Origin of the sequence: Lutimonas vermicola (assembly GCF_038433205.1) — a bacterium.
GTDB classification, from domain to species: Bacteria; Bacteroidota; Bacteroidia; order Flavobacteriales; family Flavobacteriaceae; genus Lutimonas; species Lutimonas vermicola.
Genome location: NZ_JBCDNA010000002.1, coordinates 490,180 through 515,572 on the forward strand (window position 1 = coordinate 490,180; position 25,393 = coordinate 515,572).

The 25,393-nt window shown below is 38.9% G+C and carries 20 protein-coding genes; 13 read left to right on the forward strand and 7 right to left on the reverse strand.

What is annotated here, in order from left to right; genetic code table 11:
* Positions 1-2 precede the first annotated feature (2 nt).
* Both AABB81_RS09585 and AABB81_RS09590 read left to right on the forward strand, forming a co-directional pair.
* The gene (locus tag AABB81_RS09585) at positions 3-494 is read left to right on the forward strand and encodes a TlpA family protein disulfide reductase (protein ID WP_342160198.1); all 492 of its coding nucleotides are present in this window, start codon (positions 3-5) and stop codon (positions 492-494) included.
* Positions 491-2,116: a DUF6029 family protein gene (locus AABB81_RS09590; RefSeq protein ID WP_342160199.1), complete on the forward strand. Its 1,626-nt coding sequence runs from the start codon at positions 491-493 to the stop codon at positions 2,114-2,116. The genes AABB81_RS09585 and AABB81_RS09590 overlap by 4 nt, the downstream gene beginning before the upstream one ends.
* A gap of 53 nt (positions 2,117-2,169) precedes the next feature.
* Here the strand turns inward: AABB81_RS09590 and AABB81_RS09595 are convergent, their stop codons facing one another.
* The 5 genes from AABB81_RS09595 to AABB81_RS09615 all read right to left on the reverse strand — a co-directional run bounded on the left by AABB81_RS09595 (position 2,170) and on the right by AABB81_RS09615 (position 11,507).
* Entirely contained in the window at positions 2,170-2,448 is a 279-nt protein-coding gene (locus AABB81_RS09595; RefSeq protein WP_342160200.1) for a F0F1 ATP synthase subunit delta/epsilon, read from the reverse strand.
* Positions 2,449-2,459: 11 nt separating this feature from the next.
* The gene (gene atpD / locus AABB81_RS09600; protein WP_342160201.1) at positions 2,460-3,968 is read right to left on the reverse strand and encodes a F0F1 ATP synthase subunit beta; all 1,509 of its coding nucleotides are present in this window, start codon (positions 3,966-3,968) and stop codon (positions 2,460-2,462) included.
* Positions 3,969-4,410: 442 nt separating this feature from the next.
* On the reverse strand, positions 4,411-5,964 hold the full coding sequence (locus tag AABB81_RS09605) for an SGNH/GDSL hydrolase family protein (RefSeq protein ID WP_342160203.1): 1,554 nt from the start codon (positions 5,962-5,964) through the stop codon (positions 4,411-4,413).
* 20 nt (positions 5,965-5,984) lie between these two features.
* Positions 5,985-8,768, reverse strand: coding sequence for a TonB-dependent receptor (locus AABB81_RS09610; RefSeq protein ID WP_342160204.1), 2,784 nt, complete (start codon positions 8,766-8,768; stop codon positions 5,985-5,987).
* A gap of 120 nt (positions 8,769-8,888) precedes the next feature.
* Complete coding sequence (locus tag AABB81_RS09615; protein WP_342160206.1) at positions 8,889-11,507, reverse strand: T9SS type A sorting domain-containing protein; 2,619 nt, start codon at positions 11,505-11,507, stop codon at positions 8,889-8,891.
* Between the two features lie 399 nt (positions 11,508-11,906).
* On the opposite strand from AABB81_RS09615, the gene AABB81_RS09620 reads away from it, so the two are divergent.
* The 3 genes from AABB81_RS09620 to serS are packed head-to-tail and all read left to right on the forward strand — an operon-like array spanning position 11,907 to position 14,707.
* Positions 11,907-12,431 carry a hypothetical protein gene (locus AABB81_RS09620; protein ID WP_342160207.1) on the forward strand — a complete coding sequence of 175 codons (525 nt, stop codon included), beginning with the start codon at positions 11,907-11,909 and terminating at the stop codon, positions 12,429-12,431.
* A gap of 11 nt (positions 12,432-12,442) precedes the next feature.
* Positions 12,443-13,378: a bifunctional riboflavin kinase/FAD synthetase gene (locus tag AABB81_RS09625; protein ID WP_342160208.1), complete on the forward strand. Its 936-nt coding sequence runs from the start codon at positions 12,443-12,445 to the stop codon at positions 13,376-13,378.
* A gap of 54 nt (positions 13,379-13,432) precedes the next feature.
* Complete coding sequence (gene serS / locus AABB81_RS09630; protein ID WP_342160210.1) at positions 13,433-14,707, forward strand: serine--tRNA ligase; 1,275 nt, start codon at positions 13,433-13,435, stop codon at positions 14,705-14,707.
* A gap of 34 nt (positions 14,708-14,741) precedes the next feature.
* On the opposite strand, the gene AABB81_RS09635 is transcribed toward serS, so the two are convergent.
* Complete coding sequence (locus AABB81_RS09635; RefSeq protein WP_342160211.1) at positions 14,742-14,876, reverse strand: hypothetical protein; 135 nt, start codon at positions 14,874-14,876, stop codon at positions 14,742-14,744.
* Positions 14,877-15,095: 219 nt separating this feature from the next.
* On the opposite strand from AABB81_RS09635, the gene AABB81_RS09640 reads away from it, so the two are divergent.
* The 7 genes from AABB81_RS09640 (at position 15,096) to AABB81_RS09670 (ending at position 23,238) form a co-directional block, all read left to right on the forward strand.
* A complete protein-coding gene (locus AABB81_RS09640) occupies positions 15,096-16,889 on the forward strand; it encodes a tetratricopeptide repeat protein (RefSeq protein WP_342160212.1) in 1,794 nt (597 codons plus the stop codon).
* An 89-nt stretch (positions 16,890-16,978) separates the two neighbouring features.
* Complete coding sequence (locus AABB81_RS09645) at positions 16,979-17,296, forward strand: DUF4286 family protein (protein WP_342160214.1); 318 nt, start codon at positions 16,979-16,981, stop codon at positions 17,294-17,296.
* A 15-nt stretch (positions 17,297-17,311) separates the two neighbouring features.
* Positions 17,312-18,097 carry a 16S rRNA (adenine(1518)-N(6)/adenine(1519)-N(6))-dimethyltransferase RsmA gene (gene rsmA / locus AABB81_RS09650; protein ID WP_342160215.1) on the forward strand — a complete coding sequence of 262 codons (786 nt, stop codon included), beginning with the start codon at positions 17,312-17,314 and terminating at the stop codon, positions 18,095-18,097.
* Positions 18,078-19,427, forward strand: coding sequence for a magnesium transporter (gene mgtE, locus AABB81_RS09655; RefSeq protein ID WP_342160217.1), 1,350 nt, complete (start codon positions 18,078-18,080; stop codon positions 19,425-19,427). Before rsmA ends, mgtE begins: the two co-directional genes overlap by 20 nt.
* A 97-nt stretch (positions 19,428-19,524) precedes the next feature.
* A complete protein-coding gene (locus AABB81_RS09660; RefSeq protein ID WP_342160218.1) occupies positions 19,525-21,213 on the forward strand; it encodes a glutamine--tRNA ligase/YqeY domain fusion protein in 1,689 nt (562 codons plus the stop codon).
* Between the two features lie 26 nt (positions 21,214-21,239).
* Positions 21,240-22,217, forward strand: coding sequence for a polyprenyl synthetase family protein (locus AABB81_RS09665; RefSeq protein WP_342160219.1), 978 nt, complete (start codon positions 21,240-21,242; stop codon positions 22,215-22,217).
* 61 nt (positions 22,218-22,278) lie between these two features.
* On the forward strand, positions 22,279-23,238 hold the full coding sequence (locus tag AABB81_RS09670; protein ID WP_342160220.1) for a C1 family peptidase: 960 nt from the start codon (positions 22,279-22,281) through the stop codon (positions 23,236-23,238).
* Here the strand turns inward: AABB81_RS09670 and AABB81_RS09675 are convergent.
* Entirely contained in the window at positions 23,220-24,746 is a 1,527-nt protein-coding gene (locus tag AABB81_RS09675; RefSeq protein WP_342160221.1) for a GH3 auxin-responsive promoter family protein, read from the reverse strand. The two genes, AABB81_RS09670 and AABB81_RS09675, sit on opposite strands and share 19 nt — an antisense overlap.
* Positions 24,747-24,839: 93 nt before the next feature.
* Here AABB81_RS09675 and purE point away from each other — a divergent pair, with 93 nt between their 5' ends.
* A complete protein-coding gene (gene purE / locus AABB81_RS09680; protein ID WP_342160222.1) occupies positions 24,840-25,325 on the forward strand; it encodes a 5-(carboxyamino)imidazole ribonucleotide mutase in 486 nt (161 codons plus the stop codon).
* Positions 25,326-25,393: the final 68 nt, after the last annotated feature.

Sequence of the window (25,393 nt, forward strand, 5' to 3'; positions counted from 1 at the left end):
TGATGAAAACAAAACAATTATTTTTACTGTTATTTCTTTTCTGTTCATTGGTTCAAGCCCAAAAAAGGCTGCCAAAAATAAGTGTAAAAAGCTTCAATGAAAATAACCTTGACCTGAATTTACAGAGCATGGAACAGGTCCTTATCATTAGTTTTTGGGCAACCTGGTGTGAACCATGCATCAAAGAGTTAAACGCTTTTAATAAAAACCTGAGCTATTTGGAAGAAGAACTGAATTCAAAACTGATAGCCATTTCTACAGATGATTCGCGTACAGTTTCGAGAATTATCCCCATGGTAAGCGGCAACTCCTGGGATTTTGAGGTTTACCTCGATACAAATCAAAAAATAAAAAGGGCATTGAACATTATCGACATCCCACATACGCTTGTTGTTTTTCAAAATAAGATCGTTTATGAACATACGGGTTATTTAAACGGTGATGAGGACGAACTGTTTAAGAAGATCGTGGAAATAAACAATAATGAATTTTGAAAAGACTTGTTATTATTTTTGTTCTTTTTCTTGCAGCAACTACGGCCAGTGCACAATTTCTCGATGATTTTTCTGCAGGTCTCGAATCAATGATCACCTATTACAACGATGATCAGAAAGTTGTGAATCCAGGTGAAACTGATGTCAGGTCTAACAATTATCTTCGTTTTAATTATTTTAAAAGCAGTTTCAGCGCCTCCCTGCAACTGGAATCCTATATAGAAGAAGCCTTGCTTGGTTATGCTCCGGAATTTAATAAAAAGCTTGGTGTATCGATGTTCTCATTTGCCTATACACATAATAAACTGGAATTGTCTGCGGGGTATCTTTTTGATCAATTTAGCAGTGGCTTGAGTTTTCGAACATGGGAAGACAGACAATTAGGACTCAATAACGCTCTTGTAGGTGTTCATCTAAAATACAAAGTGCTTAGAAAGGTGAATATTAAAGGATTTCTCGGTAAACAAAAGATTGGTTTTGATATCTCCAAAGGCACTCTAATGGGGCTGAATACTGAAATTGGTCTAGGTAAAGAATTCAATATGGATTTGGGAATTGTAAGTCGTTATGAAACCTATGATTCCGAGAATCCCACTTTTAATGAGTTTACGAATCTATATTCCTCAAAATTAATCTATTCGGGCAAAAAGATTTACGGGCATGTGGAATATGTTTATAAAAGTAAAGATGCTTTGGTTGAATTCGGCAATATCATCGACAGCCGCTTGTTCTCAGGTAATGCCCTTTCATTTAACCTGGGCTATTTTAAATCAGGATTCGGATTTGATGCTACTTTCAGAAGGTTAGAGAATATGGCCTTCTATACTGATAGAGACACATATGGAAACATATACAACCAACTCATCGTGAATTACCTTCCGGTGCTTACCAAGCAACACAATGCAGGTCTATCAAACATATATGTCTATCAGGCACAAACGCAGTTGAATTTCTTAACAGGTGGAAAGGCCGGAGAAATTGGTCAGCAAATAGATGTCTTTTACAAATTTTCTAAAAAAAACAGTTTAGCTGAAAAATACAAAACGGTATTGGCATTTAACTACGCTTCATGGTATGGATTAAACACCGATTTCGATCTTGAAAACCGAAAGTATACCTCTGAATTTTTAAAATACGGTGACAGATATTACAGGGATATAAATCTTGAACTTAAAAACCAATGGACCGATCAGTGGAGCACCTCTTTGTACTGGATCAACCAGTTTTACAATATGGAATTGCTTGAAGCAGCGACAGGAACAGTAAACGCCAATATTGTCTCAGCAGATATTTATTACACAGTTAATGGCAAAAATGAATTCAGGATTCAGGCCGAGCATCTTTGGACCCGGGACGACAAAAAGAATTGGGTTGGCGGGCTCATTGAATATCGTTTTTTAAGAAAATTCTCAATTTATGCAACTGACCAGTACAACTATGGAAATGACAATTCCCTGGAAAAAATACATTACTATAATTTTGGAGGCACTTACAGGCGGGGAAAAACTAAAATCTCTCTCAATTACGGACGTCAAAGAGGAGGGTTAATCTGTGTTGGAGGTGTATGCCGATTCGTTCCAAAATCCAACGGACTCAGCCTGGCCATGAACCTGTATCTATAAAAAATCCCCACGCTAAGCGTGAGGATTTATGCATTTCGTTATCAATTATAAAATCAGTCTACAAGTATAATGATCTTATTATCATTCATTTCTATGGTTCCACCATTAATCTCCAAAACTTTATAACCATTATCACCATTTGAGAATTTCTCTTCATAGGCCTCTTCCAGAGTGAAATTTCCCTGAATCCTGACTTTGCCTTGTTGAAGCAAAGATACTATAGGAGCATGATTATTGAGAATCTGAAACTGGCCCACAACTCCCGGGACAATCACTGATTCAACTTCGTCCTGAAAGATACTGGCCTCAGGTGTTACAATTTCTAAAAACATAGTTTATGCGTTTATGCTTCGGTCAACATTTTTTCTCCAGCCTCAATAGCTTCCTCGATGGTTCCCCTAAGGTTAAAGGCGGATTCAGGATACTTATCCAATTCACCGTCCATAATCATGTTGAAACCTTTAATGGTATCTTTAATATCTACCAAACATCCTGGGATTCCCGTAAACTGCTCAGCTACGTGGAATGGCTGAGACAAGAATCTTTGTACACGTCTTGCTCTGTGAACGATTAATTTATCCTCTTCACTCAATTCCTCCATTCCAAGAATAGCAATGATATCCTGTAATTCTTTATATTTCTGCAAAGTCTCCTTTACTCTTTGTGCCGTATCATAGTGCTCATCACCTAAGATTTCCCTGCTTAAAATCCTTGAAGTTGAATCCAATGGATCCACTGCAGGGTAAATTCCCAATTCTGATATTTTCCTTGAAAGTACGGTTGTTGCATCCAAGTGGGCAAAAGTTGTTGCCGGTGCAGGGTCAGTCAAGTCATCCGCAGGCACATAAACTGCCTGCACAGATGTAATAGATCCATTTTTTGTAGATGTAATCCTCTCCTGCATAGCTCCCATCTCCGTGGCCAATGTTGGTTGGTATCCTACTGCAGAAGGCATACGTCCTAAAAGGGCAGATACCTCAGAACCAGCCTGGGTAAATCTAAAGATATTATCGATAAAGAATAGAATATCTTTCCCTTGTCCGTCCCCGGCTCCGTCTCTAAAATATTCTGCAATGGTCAATCCTGAAAGGGCCACACGTGCACGTGCTCCCGGAGGCTCATTCATCTGGCCAAATACAAAAGTAAGCTTAGAATCTTTTAACCCATCTGCATCAACCTTATCGAGGTCCCATCCTCCTGCTTCCATGGATTTATCAAACTCCTCACCATATTTGATAATGCCTGATTCAAGCATCTCTCTTAACAAGTCATTTCCTTCACGAGTTCTTTCACCTACTCCTGCGAACACAGATAAACCACCATGGCTCTTTGCAATGTTATTGATCAATTCTTGAATAAGTACTGTTTTTCCAACTCCTGCTCCACCAAACAAACCAATCTTACCACCCTTAGAATAAGGTTCAATAAGGTCAATCACTTTAATTCCGGTGAACAAAACCTCAGTAGAAGTTGAAAGATCTTCAAAGTTTGGCGCTGATCTGTGTATCGGAAAGCCATTCTTCCCGTCTTTTGGAAGTGCTTTTAACCCATCAATTGGATCTCCATTCACATTAAACAGTCTTCCGTAAATTTCTTCTCCAACCGGAACCTTGATAGGATTGCCTGTTGAAACAACTTCAACCCCTCTGCTTAAACCATCTGTAGAATCCATTGCGATACATCTTACCACATCTTCACCAACATGTTGTTCTACTTCAAGAATCAATATCGAGCCATCCTTTCTGGTGATTTCCAACGAATCAAATATTTTTGGAAGTTGATTATCATTTGAAAACTCAACATCGACTACTGCTCCTAAAATTTGAGAAACTTTACCTGTGATCTTTGCCATTCTTATTAATTATTTATTAATCTTTAACGCATTCTGTTACGATTCAGAATCAATTCAAATGCATTTTTGTTTTGCGGTGCAAAGATATGTTTTTAATACAAAAATTAAAGTTTTTTTCGATTATTTTTTTCCAGACTGAATATCCTCAACCACAGTCTTTTTAGCCACTTCTCAAAGGTAATCCGGACGATCATTTCAGGCCAATCTCTGTGCAGATTCTCGGGCTTAAAAATAAAATCCATAATACATACGGATTATCTTTATAAAGCAATTGATCTGCATTGGCAGAAACCCGGTCAACCTGATACTATAAACTCAACATCAAAAAGCCTATAAAGCAATAAGTCATTTCACCAAGATCCTTATGTTAGGAAAAATTGGATCCCTTTAAAATAAAAGATCCGTCTGAAACGGATCTTTATCTTGTATTTACTTTATTTGACTACCTGAGAGCAGGAGAATAGATCGTTGGAAAGTCTCCTATATCGTATAAGGCTCCGGCTTCTTCAAAATTAGAATCATATGATTCATCAATAAGTTTCAACATTTCATTAGCCAAAACGGCATTTCCTCTGGCTGTTAAATGAATCCCATCAAGTGAAAAAAGCCCGCCAAAAATAAACTCAGCAGTCACTGTGAATCCGTCACTTGCATAACCATTTACAACGATATCATCAAGCAGCGAATAAGCGTCAAAAACAGGTAATCCTGCATTGGATGCAAGTTGTTCAATGGTTTGATTAAATGCGATGTTGGCCTCACTAATTTCCGTTTGCTCCGATGGAACAAGAACATAGGTATCCCCTAATGGATATGTTAAACCGTTTACAGATAATCGTCCTGCCAATTCAAGTGGCACACCTTTCCCAGATAAATATTCAAAATAATCTGTATTTATCTCAGAAATAGCAAATTGGCTCGTTAACAAAATCAGGTCATCTTCATTGGCCTGTCTTGCTTGACCATACTGAGAAGACAATATGGTTGCTGTAAGTTCATCCAATCCTCCAACAAACATAAGCGCTTGTTTTAGAGGCCCTGAAATATTAACCAGGGATTCATCGAATATCACGATAGGGCTGGGTTCAGTTTCAGAAAAAACTACTGAACGTTCAGGGAAACCTATTCCTGTGAAGGCCTTGTTTAAATCGGAATAAAATCCGTTTAGCAAAGGAATCTGTTCAGCATATTCCGGAATTGAAGGATCTAATGGATTAAAGGGAACATAGGTGAAAAAAGGATGTTTCAACACATTGGATATATTGGCAACGATTCCTTTGGCTCCGCCAGAGGCCAGGGTTCCTATCACTGCAGCCATCGAACCATCAAATACATTTTTATCGGTTATTTCACTTGATCCATCTCCACCGGACGATGCATAACCCAATACATCATTGGCCCCTATCCTGAGGCTAAAAAAAGTAGGATTCGCTGCCATTGCATCATCAAGCACACGTACGTCAGGACTTGAAGCCATTCTAACAAAATAGGGGTTTGCAAGGCCCAACTCAAGGTTTGCAACATTACCATAGCCGGGGGCCAGTAAATGAAAACTCCTTGCTCCCGGCACACCCATGTTATTATAGGGTCCTGGTTGTATATTAGTCACCTCTGTAGTAGGCGGTCCGGGCAGGTTGCCAAGGCCAGTACCATTAAAAAACAACCTGGGTCCGAATGGGCCTTCAGGCTGGGTACCCCCTAAAAGTAATCCACCAACATTATCATTCATATATGGCTGGGAAAATTCCCCGCCGCCGGCAAGTGCCATTTTCTGCGCAAGCAAATTCGGGTATGAATTATCCTGACTAGCTATAAACAAAGCGCCATCGGCTAATCCTGCCGTAGATGAATTTCCAAGCGCCACGTAATTCGTAAAATCAGCTTCTCCCGAAACAACCTCAACCGGGGGCTTAATTTCTCTGTCAAACTTACCTTGTTCGCATGAAGCCAGGGCAACAACCATTAAAAGAGCCCATATATAATTTATTCTCAACATTGTTTTCCTTTTATATTTGATTATTGATTGAATACCCATGACACAAAGAATTGTGATCCAATAAATGGCGAACCAGGAGCACTTTGATACTCATGACCTCCAAGATTAGCCCCACCCATTTTAAACATGGATTTGATCTTTGGTACAAAATAATTGATCTGAGCATCTCCGACTGTTCTTTGAGGAATGACGGCATTGGCAATAGTAGATTGCCATAAGTATTCATCACTCCATCTTACATTTATATTAAATCCAAGGTTGCCTACGATGTTCTGGCTTCCCAAGGAGATTTTAAATTTGTGCTCCGGGGTATTGAAACCCGCAGAAAAATTAGGATCAGATGCCTGGTCGAAATCAAATTTCGCCAAAGTATAACTCAGGCCTAAATCCAGTTTATCAAGTACCCGAGCATTTAAACCGATACTACCCCCGTATGACGAGATATCCGCCTGGGAATTTGTGTACGTTTGAAAAGCAGTGACATTTCCGCTAATAAGATCTGCAATACCTGATGCATCCCCAGTTGTTCCCGTGTTTGGAGTTACTACAAAAGTATTGCTTATAAAGTCTTCATAATTGCTGTAATAACCTGAAATATCAACGTATATTTTCCCGAAAACACCTCTGTAACCTAAGTCATATGACTGTATCCTTTCGGGTTGAACCAATTCTGTTTCAATAGATTCAAGCAATGCCGGATTGCCAGTAGCCTGAAAGGCCTGTACGGAAGATAGAGAATAGGAGTCACTATACACTTTTCTACCGGTAAGATCTGTATTAGGTAAGTCTCTGTCTAAATTTGCAGGAGAAGATCCTACTAAGATAGCACGACTGGCGTCAAGGCCAATAAAAAGATCCTGCGTTGTCGGATACCTGAAACCTGTTTGAAATGACGTCCGCAGATTGTGGTTCCTGGCTTCGTCAACCGCAAACGTGACAGAGGCCCTGGGTGAAAAATTACCATCGTAGAATTCATTCTTATCATATCGGATAGAAGCCTGAAGTTTAAGCCTGTCATCCATCAATTTTTTAATAGCCTGCGCATAGATACCATATTCGCCGTACTTGATTGGACCATCATAATCTGTAAATATAGTTCCCTGGGAATTCAGGGAATATTGACGGTAAGACCCTCCAACCTGAAGATCCCATTTGTCATCAAGCAGATGGGCAAAATTATAATTTCCTTCACCAACGTACATTGAAGTTTTGTCAATAAATTTTGAACCTGTAGTTAAATCACCATCTGAAACAATTCCATCAAACAATTCTTTGAATAATGGAGAACCCGGTTTAGGCGTAGTAAGTTCATTGGAATCTGCAAAAATTCTGGCCTGGGCATGTGCCTGATCATTATTGGCGCCTCCAAGAGCTGCATTAAGATATCCTTCCAAATACTCCCCAAACCAATCCTGAGCTCCATATTTTGCTATATTAAGACCGGTAAAAAGCATGTCATATGAATCTCCGGCATCTTCGGTAGTCATATATCCCCTCACAAAAAAGTTCTTGTTTCTGACCTCTATTTTATGTTGTTGAATCAAGAAGTTTTTGATATTATATCTGTTTGTTCCCTGATAGATAGTAGAACCATAACCGCCTCTTGTATTTAAGATGATCTCAAGGTCATCGCCGTTTGGTCTGTAATGAAACGAGGCATCGTACTTAATGCTCTCGGCATTATAATCTGTAAATGCCTGTTCCAGGTATCCGGTTCTAGACACATTATCGGCAGGAACCAAAGCGCTCACTCCAGCAGGAATAGCCCCGGTTGCCTCTCCCAGTTGGGCCAGTTTTTTTAAATCTAATCCTAATGCACCCAGAGAAAGTTCGTCTCCATATATATTAATTCCGTCATGTGCCGGGCTCGATCTGAAAGGCAATACCTCATCAGGTTCTCCCACTGCAGTATTTGCATTTGAATATTGGCTTTGATCATTGGCATACCAATCAGTCCCTTTTAAATATGATACAGTAGCCTTAATGGCGAATTTGTCGTTAAATGCATGACCATACCTCACTGCTATATCATAATAAGCGCCATCACCTGCCGCCTTTTGCATGGTCAGCCCTGTTTTTACATAAGAACTCACGCCCTGGTTGTCAAAAGGGTTTCTTGTTGTCATGAATAAAATTCCATTGAACGCATTTGCACCGTATAAAGCAGAAGCGGCTCCGGGTATAATCTCAACGCTTTGAAGGTCAAGTTCATTTACGCCAACCAAATTCCCAATAACAAAGTTCAAAGCGGGAGAGGCTGTATCCATACCATCCACCAATTGCACAAACCTTGTATTGGAAAAGGTTGCAAAACCTCTGGTATTAATTGAGTTAAATGTCAAACTACCTCTGTTTAAATCAACTCCTTTTAAATTTTCCAACCCATCATAAAAACTGGGGGATGTACTGCTTTTCAATTCCTTTATACCAATTCGCTCAATCGTAACTGGCGATTCCCTTATGCTTTCGGGAGTTCTCGAAGCGGAGACCACTACTTCATCCAATGAGGTTTCATTTTCTGTAAGCGTGATTTCCATTTGCTCATCATCGGCAGTGATTTCAATAGTTTGACTTTGATATCCTACAAATGTTATTTCAATTTCAAAAGGAACTTCCTCACTAACTTTCATGCTAAACTTTCCATCAAAATCTGTGGAGGCTCCAATCGATGTCCCTACTACTCTGATATTGACACCAGGTAGAGGTTCTTCAGTGCTTGAATCAGTTACCGTTCCGGTAATCGAAGTTTGTCCAAACATTATCGAACCGCAAAAAAATGCGAGAACGGCTAAAATCTTGTTCATAAAATAAATTTGTGTAAGTTAAGAATGTCGAAAAATACAATTTTTTTCGAATTTCACTTAATTTTTAGCGAAAAATATGTTAAATGATAAAAATTAACCCTCTAAATTTTCAAATACGGATTATTTGATTCTGATTTTATGCGAAGACATCTTATTTCCCCGCTTTACACTGAGTATATAAATTCCACCGGCAACGTCTTGCAAATTCATTTCCTGCTCAAAATTATTTGACAGGTTTTTATAGGTCTTCTGAACGATCTTTCTACCCAGCACATCATAAACAAAAACATCTACATCTCCGGCATCTTCAGATTGAAATTTGATCATAAATTTCCCATTCGAAGGGTTAGGAAAAACCGTAAAATCATCAAAAACATAATTGTTCACACCCAAAACAGCCTCTGAACTGCAAATTTCCAAACTCCAGGCCTGTAGAAATCCCGAGTCTACTTCCTGATTGTCAACAACTTTTAAGATCCAGTTTCCCTGAGCATTTTCACCGTTAAACGCTGTAAACTCCTCACTGGGTTTAATTGTTCCTGAGATACCCGGACTTCTATCACTGCAGTTCGCAGAACTCAAGGGATCTCCCGAATCTGAAAATATCACCTGAATATCTTCACTGGCATCACAGGCCTTGTTGATCAATTCTATCACAGTTCCTTCAGGGCTTTCAAGACTAAGGATTAAATCTCCAACATAGGAATGGGTAATCCCGGGCAAATTGTCTGTCGTGATCAGACTGACCTTAAGATCTTCCACGTTTACATTCTCTGAGATTGTTATCACCGACGAAACTCCTTCTCTGTTATTATCGGTAATCTCCAGTGGCGTATCTTCCGAATTATAAATTTTACAAATTTCATTGAACTCTCCAATGGAAAAGCTTTTTGAATTCATAGAAAAGAAATTATTTCCTACTGCTTCAATCATAATATAACATTGTGAAGCCTTGATTTCAGGAACTATAACAATTTGCGACCCGTCATTAGGCACATTTGCCGCCAAGGTTGTAGTAAATGATTTTCCCCAGTCTGTCGATAATAAAATATTAACCTGTGACACATTGAGTCCATTTGCATCGGTGCCGGCTACATCCCAGGTGATCACTTCCTCAGTATTTGCAGTCCATACAAGGCCATCGGTATTTTGAGAAGTCACCAAAAAAGGACCGGCCGCATCAGTCACAGTTACCTTTAAATCATCCGAAACCACCTGACCGGCTTCAATATTATTATCCCTAACGGTTAGTAAAAAATTTATTTCTCTTGCTACATTGGGCGTCACTTCCCAGGTAGATGAGATCAACCCTGCAGACAGGGTACTCAAACTAGGTAAATATCTCACCGGGCTTAGAGTTGGAAGATGCGACCTGTATAAAGCTCCTGAGGTTGAGGATTCGCTGGGTGGTGCTATAGTAATTTCGTTGTCCACCTGTTCCCAGGAAAAAGTAAGCAGGTCACCATCAGCGTCAGATCCTGAGCCAACTAACCTGAAAGGTGTTCCTTTAGGTACTGTAAAATCCTGCCCGGCATCGACCAGAGGGACGTTAAGATTTAAAAGGAGGTCCAACTCTTCCGCACAGCTACCACCTGTAACTCCCGTAACATAGGCACGAATTTCTTCAATGCTGATGATGTGAAAATAGGGATCAACACTTCCTTGCACATTTTGTAAACCGCAAAGGCCTGCATACGACATTAAGGTTGAACCGCTCCCGCCTTCCACAGCAGTTCCCGGATTTCTTTGACCATTAAAACCACAGGCCTCCTGATCTCCGTTAAAAGTATGATTCGCCCCGAACTGGTGTCCCATTTCGTGAGCCACGTAGTCAAAATAAAAATAATCGCCAATAGGCTCCGGTAATCCTGTAACACCCCTTGCTTTTTGTCCATCCCGACAAACAACAGATAAACCGGCAACAGCTAACGCTCCGGTTCCGAAAACATGGCCAATATCATAATTTCCCGACCCGATAACAGCGTCGCAATTAGTCTGGTTTTCACCTAGCATGGTTTCTGCTTCAAAATTTGTATAAGGATCGGTATCCGGATCAAGATAAATAAGATCATCATTGTTTGACACGAGCTGCATGGTAAGGGCAAGATCATTTTCAAAAATCGCATTGACCCTGGTCATAGCGGTAGTCATGGCAGCCAAAACCACAGCCTTCTGTTCTGCTTCGGTTCCATTTCCGGCATTTTGATCCTGAATATGATATTGAGCATATTCACCGGTAGTGGCCAATGCAAGCTTGTAGGTTCTTAATTTTAGATCATCAGTGATCTTGACCAAGCTCGATTTAAAAGCCTCTTTGCTACTTCCCGTTAAACATTCAAAATCACGTTCAACTTCGAGGTCGGTTCTGTAAAAAATTCTGTATTTCTTTTTATCCTTGGTCAGTGGTTCAATATATTGAATACCTCCTTTTAGACTCATTATAACCGCATGCAAACCGAGTTCATTGATACTAAAATGTATTCTTTTCAAAGCATCCTTTTCAGAAACACCCACATAAGATTTGTTTTGCGGATACTTTCTTTCCAAATCCGGATGCATCACCGAGGCCTCTTTTACCAAATAGGTAACCATTTGCCCGCTCCCATCAGGAAAAACTATTTTCGTATTAGATGGACCGGCATAAAGCTTTCTTTTTGGAGCACCTTTTAACGCGGCTTTAAAAGAAGTCAATTCCAAGGCAAAAGGTTTGTATTCTTTGAGGTTCACTTTCTTGTTCACTTCTGAACTACTGAAGCTTGTTTCGTTTATTCTAGACCATAAATTTCTTTGCTGAGCAACTAAAACATTCGTAAAGAAAAAGAGACAGATTAAGAAAAATCTTAGGTGATTTTTGATCATTGTTATACCTATTATAATCGGGGAATACAAAACTATGAATTTTTTAAATAGTATTAAGGTATATTTTTTTGCTTCCTTAAACATGTTCACAAATAACTGACGCCCGGCTATTGCAAGAGCAGGGGAATGAAAAAGTATACCTATTGAATTGAACCCTTGTGATTATTTCGCATGTATTTTTTATAAAGAATCTTTCTTCCAAGCTTTGAAAAAGCTATTTTTGCTGTTACAATAGGAGATCATTCCTGTACATAAAAGTAAAGATTGTAACAGTTTTTCATGAGACATTGTATTATTTTATTTTTCTTTTTTGTCATTTCTTCTTGTGCGACCAATAAAGTACAGGAGAATGAAAAAAAACAACTCATTCCTCCACCACATATTAATTGCCCTGGAGATGGTAATTGCTCTTTTGAAGTCCTGGAAAATTCCAGTCTCAATCTGGCTTATGACAGCACTGGCAAACTGTATCCTGAGGTTAAAGAAGGAACAAAAATTGTAATAAAATATACTTACAAAAGAAAGGCTGTTGAAAATGTAATGGACAGCGGTTATGCTGAGTACGTATATCTTGAATTTGATCCGGATGATAAACAAATCATTCTCAAAGATAAAGAGCTTAAAAAAGTAAATATGATTTTTGGAAGAATTTGTTATTGTAAAGGAGCCATGGGATATTTTCCTGTACAACAGGGAAACTTATTTTTGTTCAACAGAGAAGGGAATTTACAGATCAGGACCTCTTTCAAGGTGAACAAGGTGCCTCAGATCATCCAGCAAATAGACGAAAACATAAAATATTAATATTCATCTGAGTGAGAGTTCATCAATCCATTGAAAATTACGATCATAAAGATCAGTCATCGGTCCTTACCATAGGAACCTTTGACGGGGTACATATTGGTCATCAAAAGATCATCGCGAGATTGAATGAGATTAAAAATAAGCCCTCTGAAAGATCGATGATACTTACTTTTTATCCTCATCCAAGAAGAGTGCTTGATCAGAGCAATGATATTAAGATGCTCACCACTATGGAGGAGAAAACCCAGCTGCTGGAAAAATTTGGCCTGGATGACCTTATCATCGAACCCTTTACCAAAGAATTTTCCAGACTTTCGGCACTTGATTTTGTAAGAAATATACTTGTTCACAAATTGCACCTTACACGATTGGTGATAGGTTATGACCATCATTTTGGAAAGAACAGAGAAGGGAATTTTGAGCAACTCACAGAATATGGAGAACTTTACGGTTTTACCGTTGAAAAAATACCGGCCCAGGAAATCGAACATGTTTCGGTTAGTTCGACCAAGATAAGAAAAGCACTGGAAAGTGGAGATATCATGACGGCCAACAAATATCTCGGTTACAACTATTTGCTAACCGGAAATATTGTTAAAGGTCAAGGTATTGGTAGGAAAATAAATTTTCCTACCGTAAATTTAGACATAGAGGAAGATTTTAAATTGATCCCAAAAAGAGGGGTTTATGTCGTTCGGGCCCTTTTCAAAGACAAACATGTATTCGGGATCATGAATATAGGTTTTCGACCTACCGTGGGTGGTAATGGTCAAACCATTGAAATCCACCTTCTCGATTTTCAGGGAGATCTTTACGGCAGTAAAATGCAAATTGAGGTGCTGCATCGCGTAAGAGATGAACAAAAATTTGAAACCATCGAAGAATTGGCTTTACAAATATCCAAAGATGAAAAATCGGCCAGGATTTGGCTAATGAATTCCAAATAAGCCTTAGTTCTTCCAAACTCATTACTTATCTTTGCATGTCAAAAAATATTGCATATGTTATCATTACCCTACATTCGTGAAAATAAAGATCTGATCATTAAAGGTCTTGCTGTCAGGAATTTTAAAAATGCCGAAATGATGGTCGATAAAGTTCTTGAAACAGACGCTAAACGACGTTCTGCCCAGACCGAGTTGGACAATATTTTATCCGAAAGCAATAAAATTTCAAAAGAAATAGGGAAACTGTTTAAATCGGGAGAAGTTCAAAAAGCAAATATCGCCAAGGAAAAAACAGTACAATTAAAAGAGAAGTCCAAGGTTTTGTCTGAGCTGCTTAGCGAAATTGAAAGCGAACTGAACGAATTGCTGTATCAGATTCCTAATATTCCAAATGTACTGGTTTCTTCAGGAAGTTCAGAAGAAGATAATGAAGTAGTATACGAAAAAGGTAAAATTCCTCAGCTGCATGACGGTGCCATGCCTCATTGGGATCTGTGTAAAAAATATGACATCATTGATTTCGAACTTGGAAACAAGATCACCGGAGCGGGTTTTCCTGTGTATAAAGGAAAAGGAGCAAAGCTACAACGTGCCCTGATTGCCTATTTTCTTGATAAAAATTCTGCTGCGGGCTATACCGAAGTACAACCGCCTTTGCTGATCAACGAAGCCTCCGGATATGGAACCGGACAGCTACCTGATAAAGAGGGGCAAATGTATCATGTTGGCGTCGATAATCTTTACCTCATACCTACTGCGGAAGTGCCCGTAACCAATTTTTACAGGGATGTGTTGTTGAAAGAAAGTGATTTCCCAATTTGCAACACAGCCTATACGCCTTGCTTTAGAAGAGAAGCAGGGTCTTATGGAGCCCATGTCAGGGGATTGAATCGATTACATCAGTTTGACAAGGTTGAAATTGTAAGGATAGAACATCCGGAGAGGTCTTATGAAGCTCTTAATGAAATGGTTGAACACGTTAAAGGAATTTTACAGGAATTAAAACTACCCTATAGAATTTTGCGCCTCTGTGGAGGGGATTTGGGATTCACATCAGCGCTAACATATGACTTTGAAGTTTTTTCAACCGCACAAGACAGATGGCTTGAAATTAGTTCTGTTTCTAATTTCGAGACATTTCAGGCAAATCGATTAAAACTGCGTTTTAAAAATAAAGATGGGAAAAGTCAATTGGCACATACCCTCAATGGTAGTTCCCTCGCTTTACCGAGAGTTTTAGCCGGACTTTTAGAGAATTGTCAAACCGAAAAGGGTATTGTGATACCAGAAGTATTGCAGGCCTATACCGGTTTTAACATGATCGATTAAAATACGTGATACTATTCGATCTAAAAGCACAGGCTTAAGCAGCATCCATTAATTTCTTGTAGTGATTCATGATTAATAAATCATTCAAGTAATCATTGATTTGACCATTTTTCATGTGGTTCTTTGCACTTTGCTTAGCTCTTTCGTAGAATGTTTTAACTTCGTTCATAACTTTAAGATTTTTGTTACTGTTGACTTATACTATTAAGACTGTTATTTTCAAATAACGTTACATTTTGTAATTTATTTTATTAAAACTTTAACATTGTTCAGAAATTCTAATGAGAATGCATTATTTATTAAGGCTTTAGTAATAATTTTCACGAAAATTATGAATTAGATAATTCGCGAAAATGAAAGTAAAAGCATACTTTTAACCACTGGAATCATGAAGTTCGCAATCATTGTCATATGTATACTTTTCTCCTTAAAGGGACACGCCCAGAGCGCAGAACTGGCGAATGCCTATTTTAGAAAAGGAGAATACGAAAAAGCCATCCTGTTATATCAGCCTCTTTTCGAAAGCAACCCCATAAGGCAGGATTATTTTAAATCCCTATTGACTTGTTACCAGCAGGTCGATTCATTTACAGATGCACAGACACTTATTGAAGGCCAAATTCAGAGATTCCCCGAACAGGTCTATCTCTTTGTTGAATTGGGCTATAATTATCAATTACAAGGGAATTTAAAGCTGGCAGAGCAATATTATGAACAGTCTTTAAATTATGTTAAACAAAGGCCCAATTACGGTTTTATGATAGGCAGATCCTTTAGGCAGAACCACCTTCTGGATCAGGCTTTGCAATCGTATCAAATTGCAAAAGAACTCAATCCAAAGTTAAACACTGAGATCAGCGAGGCGCAAATTTATGGGGAAAAAGGCGACCTGGATAAAATGTTTGATCTCTATCTCGATCTTGTCGATAAAAATGAGAACTACTTTTCAACTGTTCAGCGCTACGTAGCGAGTTTTATCAGTGGGGATAAATACGATCCTAATAATATCCTTTTTAAAAAACTACTGCTGAAAAGGGCACAGACGAATCAAAAAGATGCATGGAATATCCTGCTGAGTTGGTTGTTTATGCAACAGCAAGAATATAAAAAAGCACTTACCCAGGAGAAATCTTTATTCAATAGAAAGCCCGGAAGTTTGGAAAGGATCCAAGAAATAGGGTATATATCTTTTGAGAATAAAGACTACGAAACATCGGCAAATGCCTTTGAATTTATGCTATCCAAGGAAGAAGAAGTGATTATTGATGCCCAGGCTACATTATTTGCCGAAATTTACCTGTTAAAAATTGAGAATAATACGCTTAAAAAAGGTGAAAATCGAGAAAGGATTGACGGAAAATTCGAGGAACTCATTCACGAGTATGGCTATCGTGAAGAGACTTTGGAACTGCATCTTGCTTATGCTGATTTCTTAACCTTTGATTTCAATAAGCCCGAAAAAGCGATCCAACATCTCGAAAAAATTTCAGAAAGGGCAGAAACTCCTTTTCAAAAGGGGCTAATTGACATGAAAACCGCAGACATCCTCGTATTTACAAACCAATTCAATCAAGCCTTGATCAAGTATACCAAGATACAATATGACCTTAAGAATAGTGAGCTCGCCCAGGAGGCCCGATTTAAGGTTGCACGTACTTCGTATTTTAAGGGTGACTTTCAATGGGCTCAAAATCAATTAAAAGTGTTGAAATCTTCCACTTCTCAACTTATTGCAAACGATGCCTTGGGATTAAGTTTGAAAATTGGCAATAATATTGACAAAGATAGTTTGAACGAAGGTCTTCAAATTTATGCAAGGGCCGAATTATTAGGGTTTCAGCAAAAATACAAACAGGCGATAGATACCTTATCTTATGTTCTGACCCAGTTCAAAGGCCAGCAGATTGAGGATGATGCTCTTTTTAGCCAGGCTGTCTATTATCAAAATACAGGAGATTATAAAGCCGCAGAGCTGAACTTGCTCAGCCTTTTAGATTTTCATCCCGAAAGTTTATTAATTGATGACAGCATCTTTACGCTCGGAGAACTATACAGAGATCATCTCAACGAGCCGGAAAAGGCGAAATCAATGTTTGAACGTATCATTTTTGAGTTCCCTTCCAGTATTTATCTGGTAGATGCAAGAGCGTCTTTTAGAAAATTGAGAGGAGATGAATTGTAGTTTTGCCAAAAGACCTGATTTCAAACTATAACTTTCAAAAAAGATTTATTGACCGAATAATACTACCTTTAATTTTTTAAAAATATGTCATGTATATTTATAATGTAACTTTAAATGTTGACGAAAGCATTCATGATGACTGGATCATTTGGATGCAAGATGTCCATATCCCAGAAGTTCTGGCTACCGGGAAATTTACAAAAGCCCTCATGAGTGAGGTACTTGTTCAGGAAGAGCTGGGAGGTATTACATATTCGATTCAATTTACATGTTCGTCTAAAAAGCTCCTGCTCGAATATTACACAAAAGACGCTCCGCGACTCAGGGAAGACAGCTATAAAAAGTTTGGCGACAAATTCGGAGCTTTTAGGACAGAAATGAAAATCATCAAGGAATTTTATAGTTAACCTTCTTTTAAAAACATGACAGTTAGAGCCAAAAAACATTTGGGGCAGCATTTCCTTAAAGACGAAGCAATTGCGGCTAAAATTGCCGACAGCTTGTCGTTTGAAGGATATCGAAATGTCTTGGAAATAGGTCCGGGCATGGGTGTATTGACCAAGTATCTTCTCAAAAAAGATATCATCGTTTGGGTCGTCGAAATAGATTCAGAGTCAATAGAATACCTAAAAACACATTACCTGCATCTTTCAGATAGAATCATAAATGCCGATTTCTTAAAAATGGACCTCGCTACTTATTTTAAAGGTGATCCTTTGGCTATTATTGGTAACTTTCCCTATAATATTTCCTCTCAGATCGTTTTTAAAGCAATTGAATACCGGGATTACATCCCTGAATTCAGCGGTATGTTTCAAAAAGAAGTCGCACAAAGAATCACGGCAGGGCCGGGAAGCAAAATTTATGGAATCCTTTCGGTACTCACCCAGGCTTTTTTCGAAGTTGAGTATTTGTTTACGGTACCTCCAAATGTTTTTAATCCTCCACCCAGAGTAGATTCGGGGGTTATAAAACTGGTGAGAAAAAAAAACCACACGCTGCCTGTTGATGTTCCATTTTTCTTCAGGGTGGTTAAAACAGCTTTTAACCAGCGGCGTAAAACCTTACGGAACAGTTTAAAATCTTTCCAGATATCAGATAAATTGAAGGAAGATGTTATATTTGCCCTGCGACCTGAACAATTGAGTGTTGATCAGTTCATCAAATTAACAAAAAGCATTGCCGAAGATGGGATCAGAGATCACTAAAGAATTTCTTGAGAAAATTGAATCGCTTATAAGCGACAATAAGGACAAGACTTTGCTGACATTACTTTCGGAAGAGCACCCGGCAGATATTGCTGAAATATTAGAAGGCCTAGGTCCCGACGATGCTACCTATCTATTTAAACTTCTAGACAGCGAACTTTCGGCTGAAGCCTTGCTGGAAATAAATGAAGACGACAGGGAGAAAATTCTGAAAAACCTTTCCGCTGAGGAAATTGCCTTTGAAATTGACGAACTGGACACCGATGATGCTGCTGATATAATTTCAGAACTTCCACAGGAGCGGGTGACTGAAGTTATTTCGGAAATTGATGATGATGATCACGCCAAAGATATCGTTGAGCTTTTGCGCTACGAAGAAGGAACCGCCGGAAGTTTAATGGCAAAGGAATTAGTCAAGGTTAAAGAAACCTGGATGGTACCCACCTGTGTAAGAAAAATGAGGTCACAGGCTCAAGAAGTAAGAAGGGTACATTCTATTTATGTGGTAGATCAGGACAACCACCTTATCGGCAGATTGTCGCTTAAAGATTTATTGGTAGCCTCGCCCAAAGATAAAATTTCCAGTATCTATATTCCAAAGGTAGATTCGGTGCATGTCAATGACAAGGGAGAAGATGTTGCCAGACTTATGCAAAAATATGACCTGGAAGCGATTCCTGTGGTAGATGACAATAACGTACTTATTGGAAGAATTACTATTGATGATATTGTTGACCTGATTATAGAAGAAGCTGAAAAAGATTATCAAATGGCTGCCGGTATCACCGAAGATATAGACGCTGACGATAGTATATTTGATAAAACCAAGGCGAGATTACCCTGGCTGATCCTGGGTTTGGTAGGTGGTTTGGCGGCCGCAGCCATAATGGGAGGGTTTGAAGATGCTTTGACGCGTTTTCCCGAACTGTTCTTTTTCACTCCCTTGATTGCCGCCATGGCTGGAAACGTAGGTGTGCAATCTTCTGCCATCATAGTTCAGGGTCTGGCTAATGACAATATTAAAGGAAGTATGGTGAACAGAATGTTCAAAGAGATTGGCCTGAGTATGGTTAACGGAATCATTCTTGCAGCGCTGATCTTTGTTTTTGGTTTTTTTCTTGACTACAACACAAATATTAGTATTACCATATCTATCTCATTGATTATTGTTATTATTATGGCCTCTCTCGTGGGTACTTTTGTGCCTTTGATCCTGGATAAAAACGGAATTGACCCGGCTGTGGCGACAGGGCCGTTTATCACAACCAGTAATGATATTTTCGGGATCTTTATTTTCTTTTATATTGCAAAGGTCATTCTTGGCTTTTGAAAAGTTTTGAAGCCTATTTAACTGCGCTTAACTTTATCTATTTTCACCTTTTTTAATTAGCAATTTTGCTTAATTTTGGCGTTCATCAAATGAAAGTATGTCGGAAATTAAAAAATCTCTCAATTTTTTAGAACAAATCATTGAGGAGGACCTTACAAAAGGTATGAAAAGGTCTCAACTAAAATTCAGGTTCCCACCAGAACCCAATGGATATTTACATATAGGGCACGCAGCATCTATCTGTCTGAATTTCGGACTGGGGATCAAATACGATGCACCTGTTAATCTTCGATTTGACGATACTAACCCTGAAAAAGAAGAACAGGAATATGTTGATGCCATAAAAAAAGACATCAAATGGCTTGGTTTTGAATGGGCTGAGGTATTGTTTTCTTCTGACTATTTTCAACAGTTATATGATTGGGCAGTAAAGATGATTGAACAAGGCAATGCTTATGTTGATGATCAGACCTCTGAAGAAATAGCAGAACAAAAGGGAACCCCGACACAAGCAGGAACAAACAGCCCGTTCAGGGATCGAAGTGCGGAAGAGAACCTTGCCCTGTTTGAAAAAATGAAAAATGGAGATTTCGAAGAAGGAACACATGTATTGCGTGCCAAGATCGACATGTCATCTTCAAATATGCTCATGAGGGATCCTGTCATGTACAGGATATTGAAAAGGGCACATCACCGAACAGGGGAAAAATGGAAAATCTATCCTATGTACGACTGGACGCATGGGGAGTCAGACTATATTGAACAGATTTCCCATTCACTTTGTACCCTGGAATTCAAACACCATAGAGAATTATACGACTGGTTCCTCGATCAGGTTTATGATCACAAGAGCTTAAGGCCAAAACAAAGGGAATTTGCCAGGAGGAACCTCAGCTACACGGTAATGAGTAAAAGGAAATTACTTCAACTGGTTGAAGAAGGCTATGTAAACGGCTGGGATGATCCTAGAATGCCTACAATATCCGGTCTTAGAAGACGTGGTTATACACCTAAATCTATTCGCGATTTTAGTGAAAAGGCAGGTATTGCAAAAAGAGAAAACGTTACAGATCTGGCTTTGCTTGAATTTCACATTCGAACAGAACTGAACAAAACAGCTCCAAGGGTTATGGCGGTGCTCAACCCGGTGAAGTTGGTTATTACAAATTATCCCGAAGGAAAGGAAGAAATGCTGACAGCTGAAAATAATCCGGAAGATGAAGATGCAGGAATCAGAACGGTACCTTTTTCAAGAGAATTATATATAGAACAGGAAGATTTTAGGGAAGAAGCAAATAAAAAATTCTTCCGATTGAAACTGGGAAAAGAGGTGCGTTTAAAGAATGCCTATATCATCAAGGCTAATTCTGTGATCAAAGATGAAAACGGGACTGTTACTGAAATCCACTGTACTTACGATGTTGATTCCAAGAGTGGCAGCGGTAGTGAAGCGAGTATGAGAAAGGTAAAAGGCACGATCCACTGGGTATCCATTCAACACGGTTTAGAAGCAGAGGTGAGGTTATACGACAGATTGTTCACCGATGAGGCCCCTGATTCACATAAAGAGAAAGACTTTAAGGAATTCATCAACCCTGATTCTCTTAAAATTATTGAAAAAGCCTATGTAGAGCCCAGTCTGGCAACAGTTTCAGCAGGTGATAGTTTTCAGTTCCAACGATTGGGGTATTTTAACGTAGATCCTGATTCTACCAATGATAAACTTGTTTTTAACCGAACAGTTGCCTTAAGGGATTCCTGGGCGAAAATTGAACAAAATAAATAATTTATTTATTGTAAATTGTTCGACCCTTGAAAACTGTAGAACAAATAAAGCTTCCCATCCTGAAGGAAATGGAATTCTTTGAAACAAAATTCAAAGCTTCCATGATTTCCAACGTTTCCCTGCTCAACAGAATCACTCATTATATCGTGAGGCGAAAAGGAAAACAAATGCGTCCGATGTTTGTTTTTTTAGTAGCCAAAATGGTTTCTAACGGCCAATTCAAGGAAAGAACTTACCGGGGGGCATCAATCATAGAATTGATCCATACCGCTACTTTGGTTCACGATGACGTTGTGGATGACAGTAACACCCGCCGTGGTTTTTTCTCTTTAAATGCTTTGTGGAAGAATAAAATTGCTGTCTTGGTCGGTGATTACCTTCTTTCCAAGGGACTGTTATTATCCATTGACAATGATGATTTTGACATCCTAAAGCATATATCAATTGCAGTAAGGGAAATGAGTGAAGGAGAACTCCTGCAAATAGAAAAAGCCAGACAGCTGAATATTACCGAAGATGTGTATTTTGAAATCATCAGAAAAAAAACAGCAACGCTTATTGCGGCCTGTACTGCTATTGGCGCCACTTCTGTAGATGCCCCAAAGAGTGAGGTCGAAAAAATGAGAAAATTCGGTGAATTGATCGGTATTGCCTTTCAGATCAAAGATGACCTTTTCGATTATTCCGAAGAAAAAATAGGAAAACCCACTGGAATTGACATCAAGGAACAAAAAATGACGCTGCCTTTGATCTACACCCTGAACCACTGTTCAAGAAAAGAACGTAAATGGCTTATAAATTCGGTAAAAAACCACAATAAAGATAAAAACAGGGTTAAAGAAGTCATTGAATTCGTAAAGCAAAACGGTGGTATTGAGTATACCATTGATAAAATGAAAGAGTATCAGCATTTGGCCGTTGAGATCTTAAATGACTACCCCGATTCTTCCTATAAAGAATCCTTAATGACCATGGTGAACTATGTGATTGAAAGAGAAAAATAATCTTAACAATTCATGGCATAGCTTTTGAGAAGTTTAAAGATACCCTTATCAGACCTGATTTATGAAAAAACTCTCTCTTCTTACTTTCGCTATTTTATTTTATAGCTGCAGCAGTAATTTTGATTTTGAATTAGATAACAGGGTTATTTATACCACTGATGAAGAGGGCGATCCGGTTATTGAAAACATCAAGGATAACGAAGAGGTTCAGGAGGACTATCAATTTGGATTAGGTGGTGGATTCTGCTATGGTTACGAGACACCTGATGCCACAGTTGCAGAGATTGATATCGACATCCAAATGCCAGGTTCATATGATATTTCGGAATATTTACCCGAAGTCGGGTCCCAGGGCAGACAGGGGTCGTGTGTAGCATGGGCAACCGGATACTACCTGAAAAGCTACCAGGAAAATTATGAGGATTTCCAAAATGGTATTCTCAACAAAGACAATGTAATGAGCCCGGCTTTTATATACAATCAAATTAAAGTTAGTGACTGCAGCGCCGGTTCTGTGATTCAAGATGCACTGGATACGATTTCGAGGCAGGGGATTACTGATTGGGCGATTATGCCTTATAATGAAAATGACTGTGATACTCAGCCCAATGACCTTCAAAAATCATTAGCGGAGCCAAATAGAATCATTGAGTATTTCTATCTGGATGAAAATCTAGCCTTGGAGCAAACCAAGGCCTCCTTGCTCAAAGACCAGCCGGTTGTCATTGCTGTAACCATTGACAGAAGTTATTTTGGAGCCAGAGACGAGAACGGAATTCATGTATATCGAAAATTCGAATCCGGAGATGGAGGACATGCCATGCTGGTTGTGGGATACGACGATGACATGAATGCCTTTAAGGTGGTGAATTCCTGGGGTAAAGGTTGGGGAAATCAGGGCTTCGTCTGGATAGACTATCAGGCATGGGATGAGGCGGCAGATGTGAATTCTGATTTTAAAGTTTTATGTGAAGCCTGGGTCACAGATGACATTGTTGTAAATCAACCTGCTTCACTTTGATAAAGACCGAGAAGTTCATCAAGATAATCCCTTGTATTGCTCAATCTTGGCACCTTATACTGACCTCCGAGTTTATCTTTACTTTTTAGCCATTGATAAAAAATGTCTTTGGGAGCAATATGAACTACTGGCATGCTAATGGTCATGTTGAGGTATCGTTTTGCCTCATAATCTGAATTCAATTCTTTGAGAGCATCATCAAGATAACGTGTAAAGGCCTCTAAATTGTCTGGAGGTTCTTTAAATTCAATGAGCCATTCATGACCACCGCTTTTATCACCATTCATAAAAACAGGAGCCACGGTAAATTCTATGACCAATGCATTCGATTTTGAGCAGGCTACTTCCAGTGCATCCACTGCATTTTCAATAACCAATTCTTCTCCAAATACATTAATAAAATGCTTTGTTCTTCCCGTGATCTTAATTCTGTATGGCTTAAGGTTGGTAAACTTAACGGTATCCCCAATCAAATAACGCCATAATCCTGAATTGGTTGAAATGACAATCGCATAATTAGTGCCTTCCTCAACCTCTTGTAATGGAATCGCAACAGAATCTTCACCTTTGAACTTATCCATTGGGATAAATTCATAAAAAATCCCATAATCAAGCATTAACAAAAGCTCATCAGAATCATTCCGATCCTGAATGGCAAAAAAACCTTCTGAAGCATTATACGTTTCGTAGTAGCGAAAATTTTTCTTAGGGATCAATTTTTCATATTGCTCTTTATACGGTTTAAAATTCACCCCTCCGTGAAAATAAACCTCAAGGTTTGGCCAAACCTCCAGGATATTATCCTTTCCGGTTACCTCAAGCACCCTGTTCAACAGCACCAGCATCCAGGAGGGCACTCCGCTCAAGCTGGTAATATCTTCCTCGATTGTTTCATTAATAATGGCATCCATTTTGGCTTCCCATTCGGTCATCAGCGCTGTTTTCTGACTCGGAGCACTGCTAAAATCGGCCCAGAACGGCATGTTTTCAATAATGATCGCAGACAGATCGCCAAAATAGGTATCATTGTCTTCATAAATATCTGAACTCCCTCCTAACCGAAGGCCTTTGCCTTTAAAGATCTCCGTATCTTCATTATTGTTGATAAATAAACAAAGCATGTCTTTACCTGCCTTCATGTGACAATAATCTATTGCTTCATCACTCACCGGGATAAATTTGCTTTTAGCATTGGTGGTACCACTTGATTTTGCGAACCACTGAATTTTTGACGGCCAGAAAACATTTTGCTCTCCTCTCCTGTTCCTTTCGATCAAAGGTTCTATACTCTCATATTGCTGAATGGGAACATTTTCGGTAAAAGAAGCGTAACTCTTTATGTCTTTAAAACAATATTTTTTACCCAGATAAGTGTGCTTGGCTTCAGAAAGTAATTCATACAACACTTCGTTCTGAACCTCTACGGGATGATGTAAAAACATATCAACCTGATACTTTCGCTTTTTTAAAATCCACGACAAAACGGTATTAAATAATGGAATTTGCATTGTTATGAAAACACTTTTTTATCTTACCTTTAGCCTCTAAAAATACAATTTTTATCAGTCGAATTCAATAAGTTTTTTTAAATAAATTAAATTATGGCCAAGGTTGGAATAATCATGGGTAGCGATTCAGATCTACCGATTATGCAGGAAGCAATTGATGTACTTAGAAGTTTTGGAATAGATTCGGAGGTAGACATCGTCTCTGCCCATCGCACTCCTGAAAAATTGTTTAGTTATGCGACCGAGGCCCACAAAAGAGGTCTAAAAGTTATTATAGCCGGGGCCGGTGGAGCGGCACATCTTCCCGGAATGGTTGCTTCCATGAGCCCTTTGCCGGTAATAGGTGTACCGGTAAAATCGAGGAACTCCATAGACGGATGGGATTCTGTGCTGTCGATACTGCAAATGCCGGGAGGCGTTCCAGTGGCAACAGTAGCTCTTGACGGCGCCAAAAATGCCGGAATTCTTGCTGCTCAGATCTTAGGCTCATCTGATATTGAAATCTTACATAAGATCATTTCATTCAAGGAAGATCTTAAACAAAAAGTCATCAAAGCATCTGATAAGCTGAAACATTGAATCTCATAAGCCACAACCTGGGCTAAACCCAAGCACAAATTATTTAAACAATATCAAATGCCTTTCCA

Excerpts from the sequence above, each read along its gene's own strand:
- AABB81_RS09640 (WP_342160212.1), top strand. The coding sequence starts at position 15,096 with ATGAAGTTCGCAATCATTGTCATATGTATACTTTTCTCCTTAAAGGGA.
- mgtE (WP_342160217.1), top strand. The coding sequence starts at position 18,078 with ATGGGATCAGAGATCACTAAAGAATTTCTTGAGAAAATTGAATCGCTT.
- AABB81_RS09645 (WP_342160214.1), top strand. The coding sequence starts at position 16,979 with ATGTATATTTATAATGTAACTTTAAATGTTGACGAAAGCATTCATGAT.
- AABB81_RS09670 (WP_342160220.1), top strand. The coding sequence starts at position 22,279 with ATGAAAAAACTCTCTCTTCTTACTTTCGCTATTTTATTTTATAGCTGC.
- AABB81_RS09605 (WP_342160203.1), bottom strand. The coding sequence starts at position 5,964 with ATGTTGAGAATAAATTATATATGGGCTCTTTTAATGGTTGTTGCCCTG.
- purE (WP_342160222.1), top strand. The coding sequence starts at position 24,840 with ATGGCCAAGGTTGGAATAATCATGGGTAGCGATTCAGATCTACCGATT.
- atpD (WP_342160201.1), bottom strand. The coding sequence starts at position 3,968 with ATGGCAAAGATCACAGGTAAAGTTTCTCAAATTTTAGGAGCAGTAGTC.
- rsmA (WP_342160215.1), top strand. The coding sequence starts at position 17,312 with ATGACAGTTAGAGCCAAAAAACATTTGGGGCAGCATTTCCTTAAAGAC.
- AABB81_RS09595 (WP_342160200.1), bottom strand. The coding sequence starts at position 2,448 with ATGTTTTTAGAAATTGTAACACCTGAGGCCAGTATCTTTCAGGACGAA.
- serS (WP_342160210.1), top strand. The coding sequence starts at position 13,433 with ATGTTATCATTACCCTACATTCGTGAAAATAAAGATCTGATCATTAAA.
- AABB81_RS09620 (WP_342160207.1), top strand. The coding sequence starts at position 11,907 with ATGAGACATTGTATTATTTTATTTTTCTTTTTTGTCATTTCTTCTTGT.
- AABB81_RS09635 (WP_342160211.1), bottom strand. The coding sequence starts at position 14,876 with ATGAACGAAGTTAAAACATTCTACGAAAGAGCTAAGCAAAGTGCAAAG.
- AABB81_RS09585 (WP_342160198.1), top strand. The coding sequence starts at position 3 with ATGAAAACAAAACAATTATTTTTACTGTTATTTCTTTTCTGTTCATTG.
- AABB81_RS09660 (WP_342160218.1), top strand. The coding sequence starts at position 19,525 with ATGTCGGAAATTAAAAAATCTCTCAATTTTTTAGAACAAATCATTGAG.
- AABB81_RS09610 (WP_342160204.1), bottom strand. The coding sequence starts at position 8,768 with ATGAACAAGATTTTAGCCGTTCTCGCATTTTTTTGCGGTTCGATAATG.
- AABB81_RS09675 (WP_342160221.1), bottom strand. The coding sequence starts at position 24,746 with ATGCAAATTCCATTATTTAATACCGTTTTGTCGTGGATTTTAAAAAAG.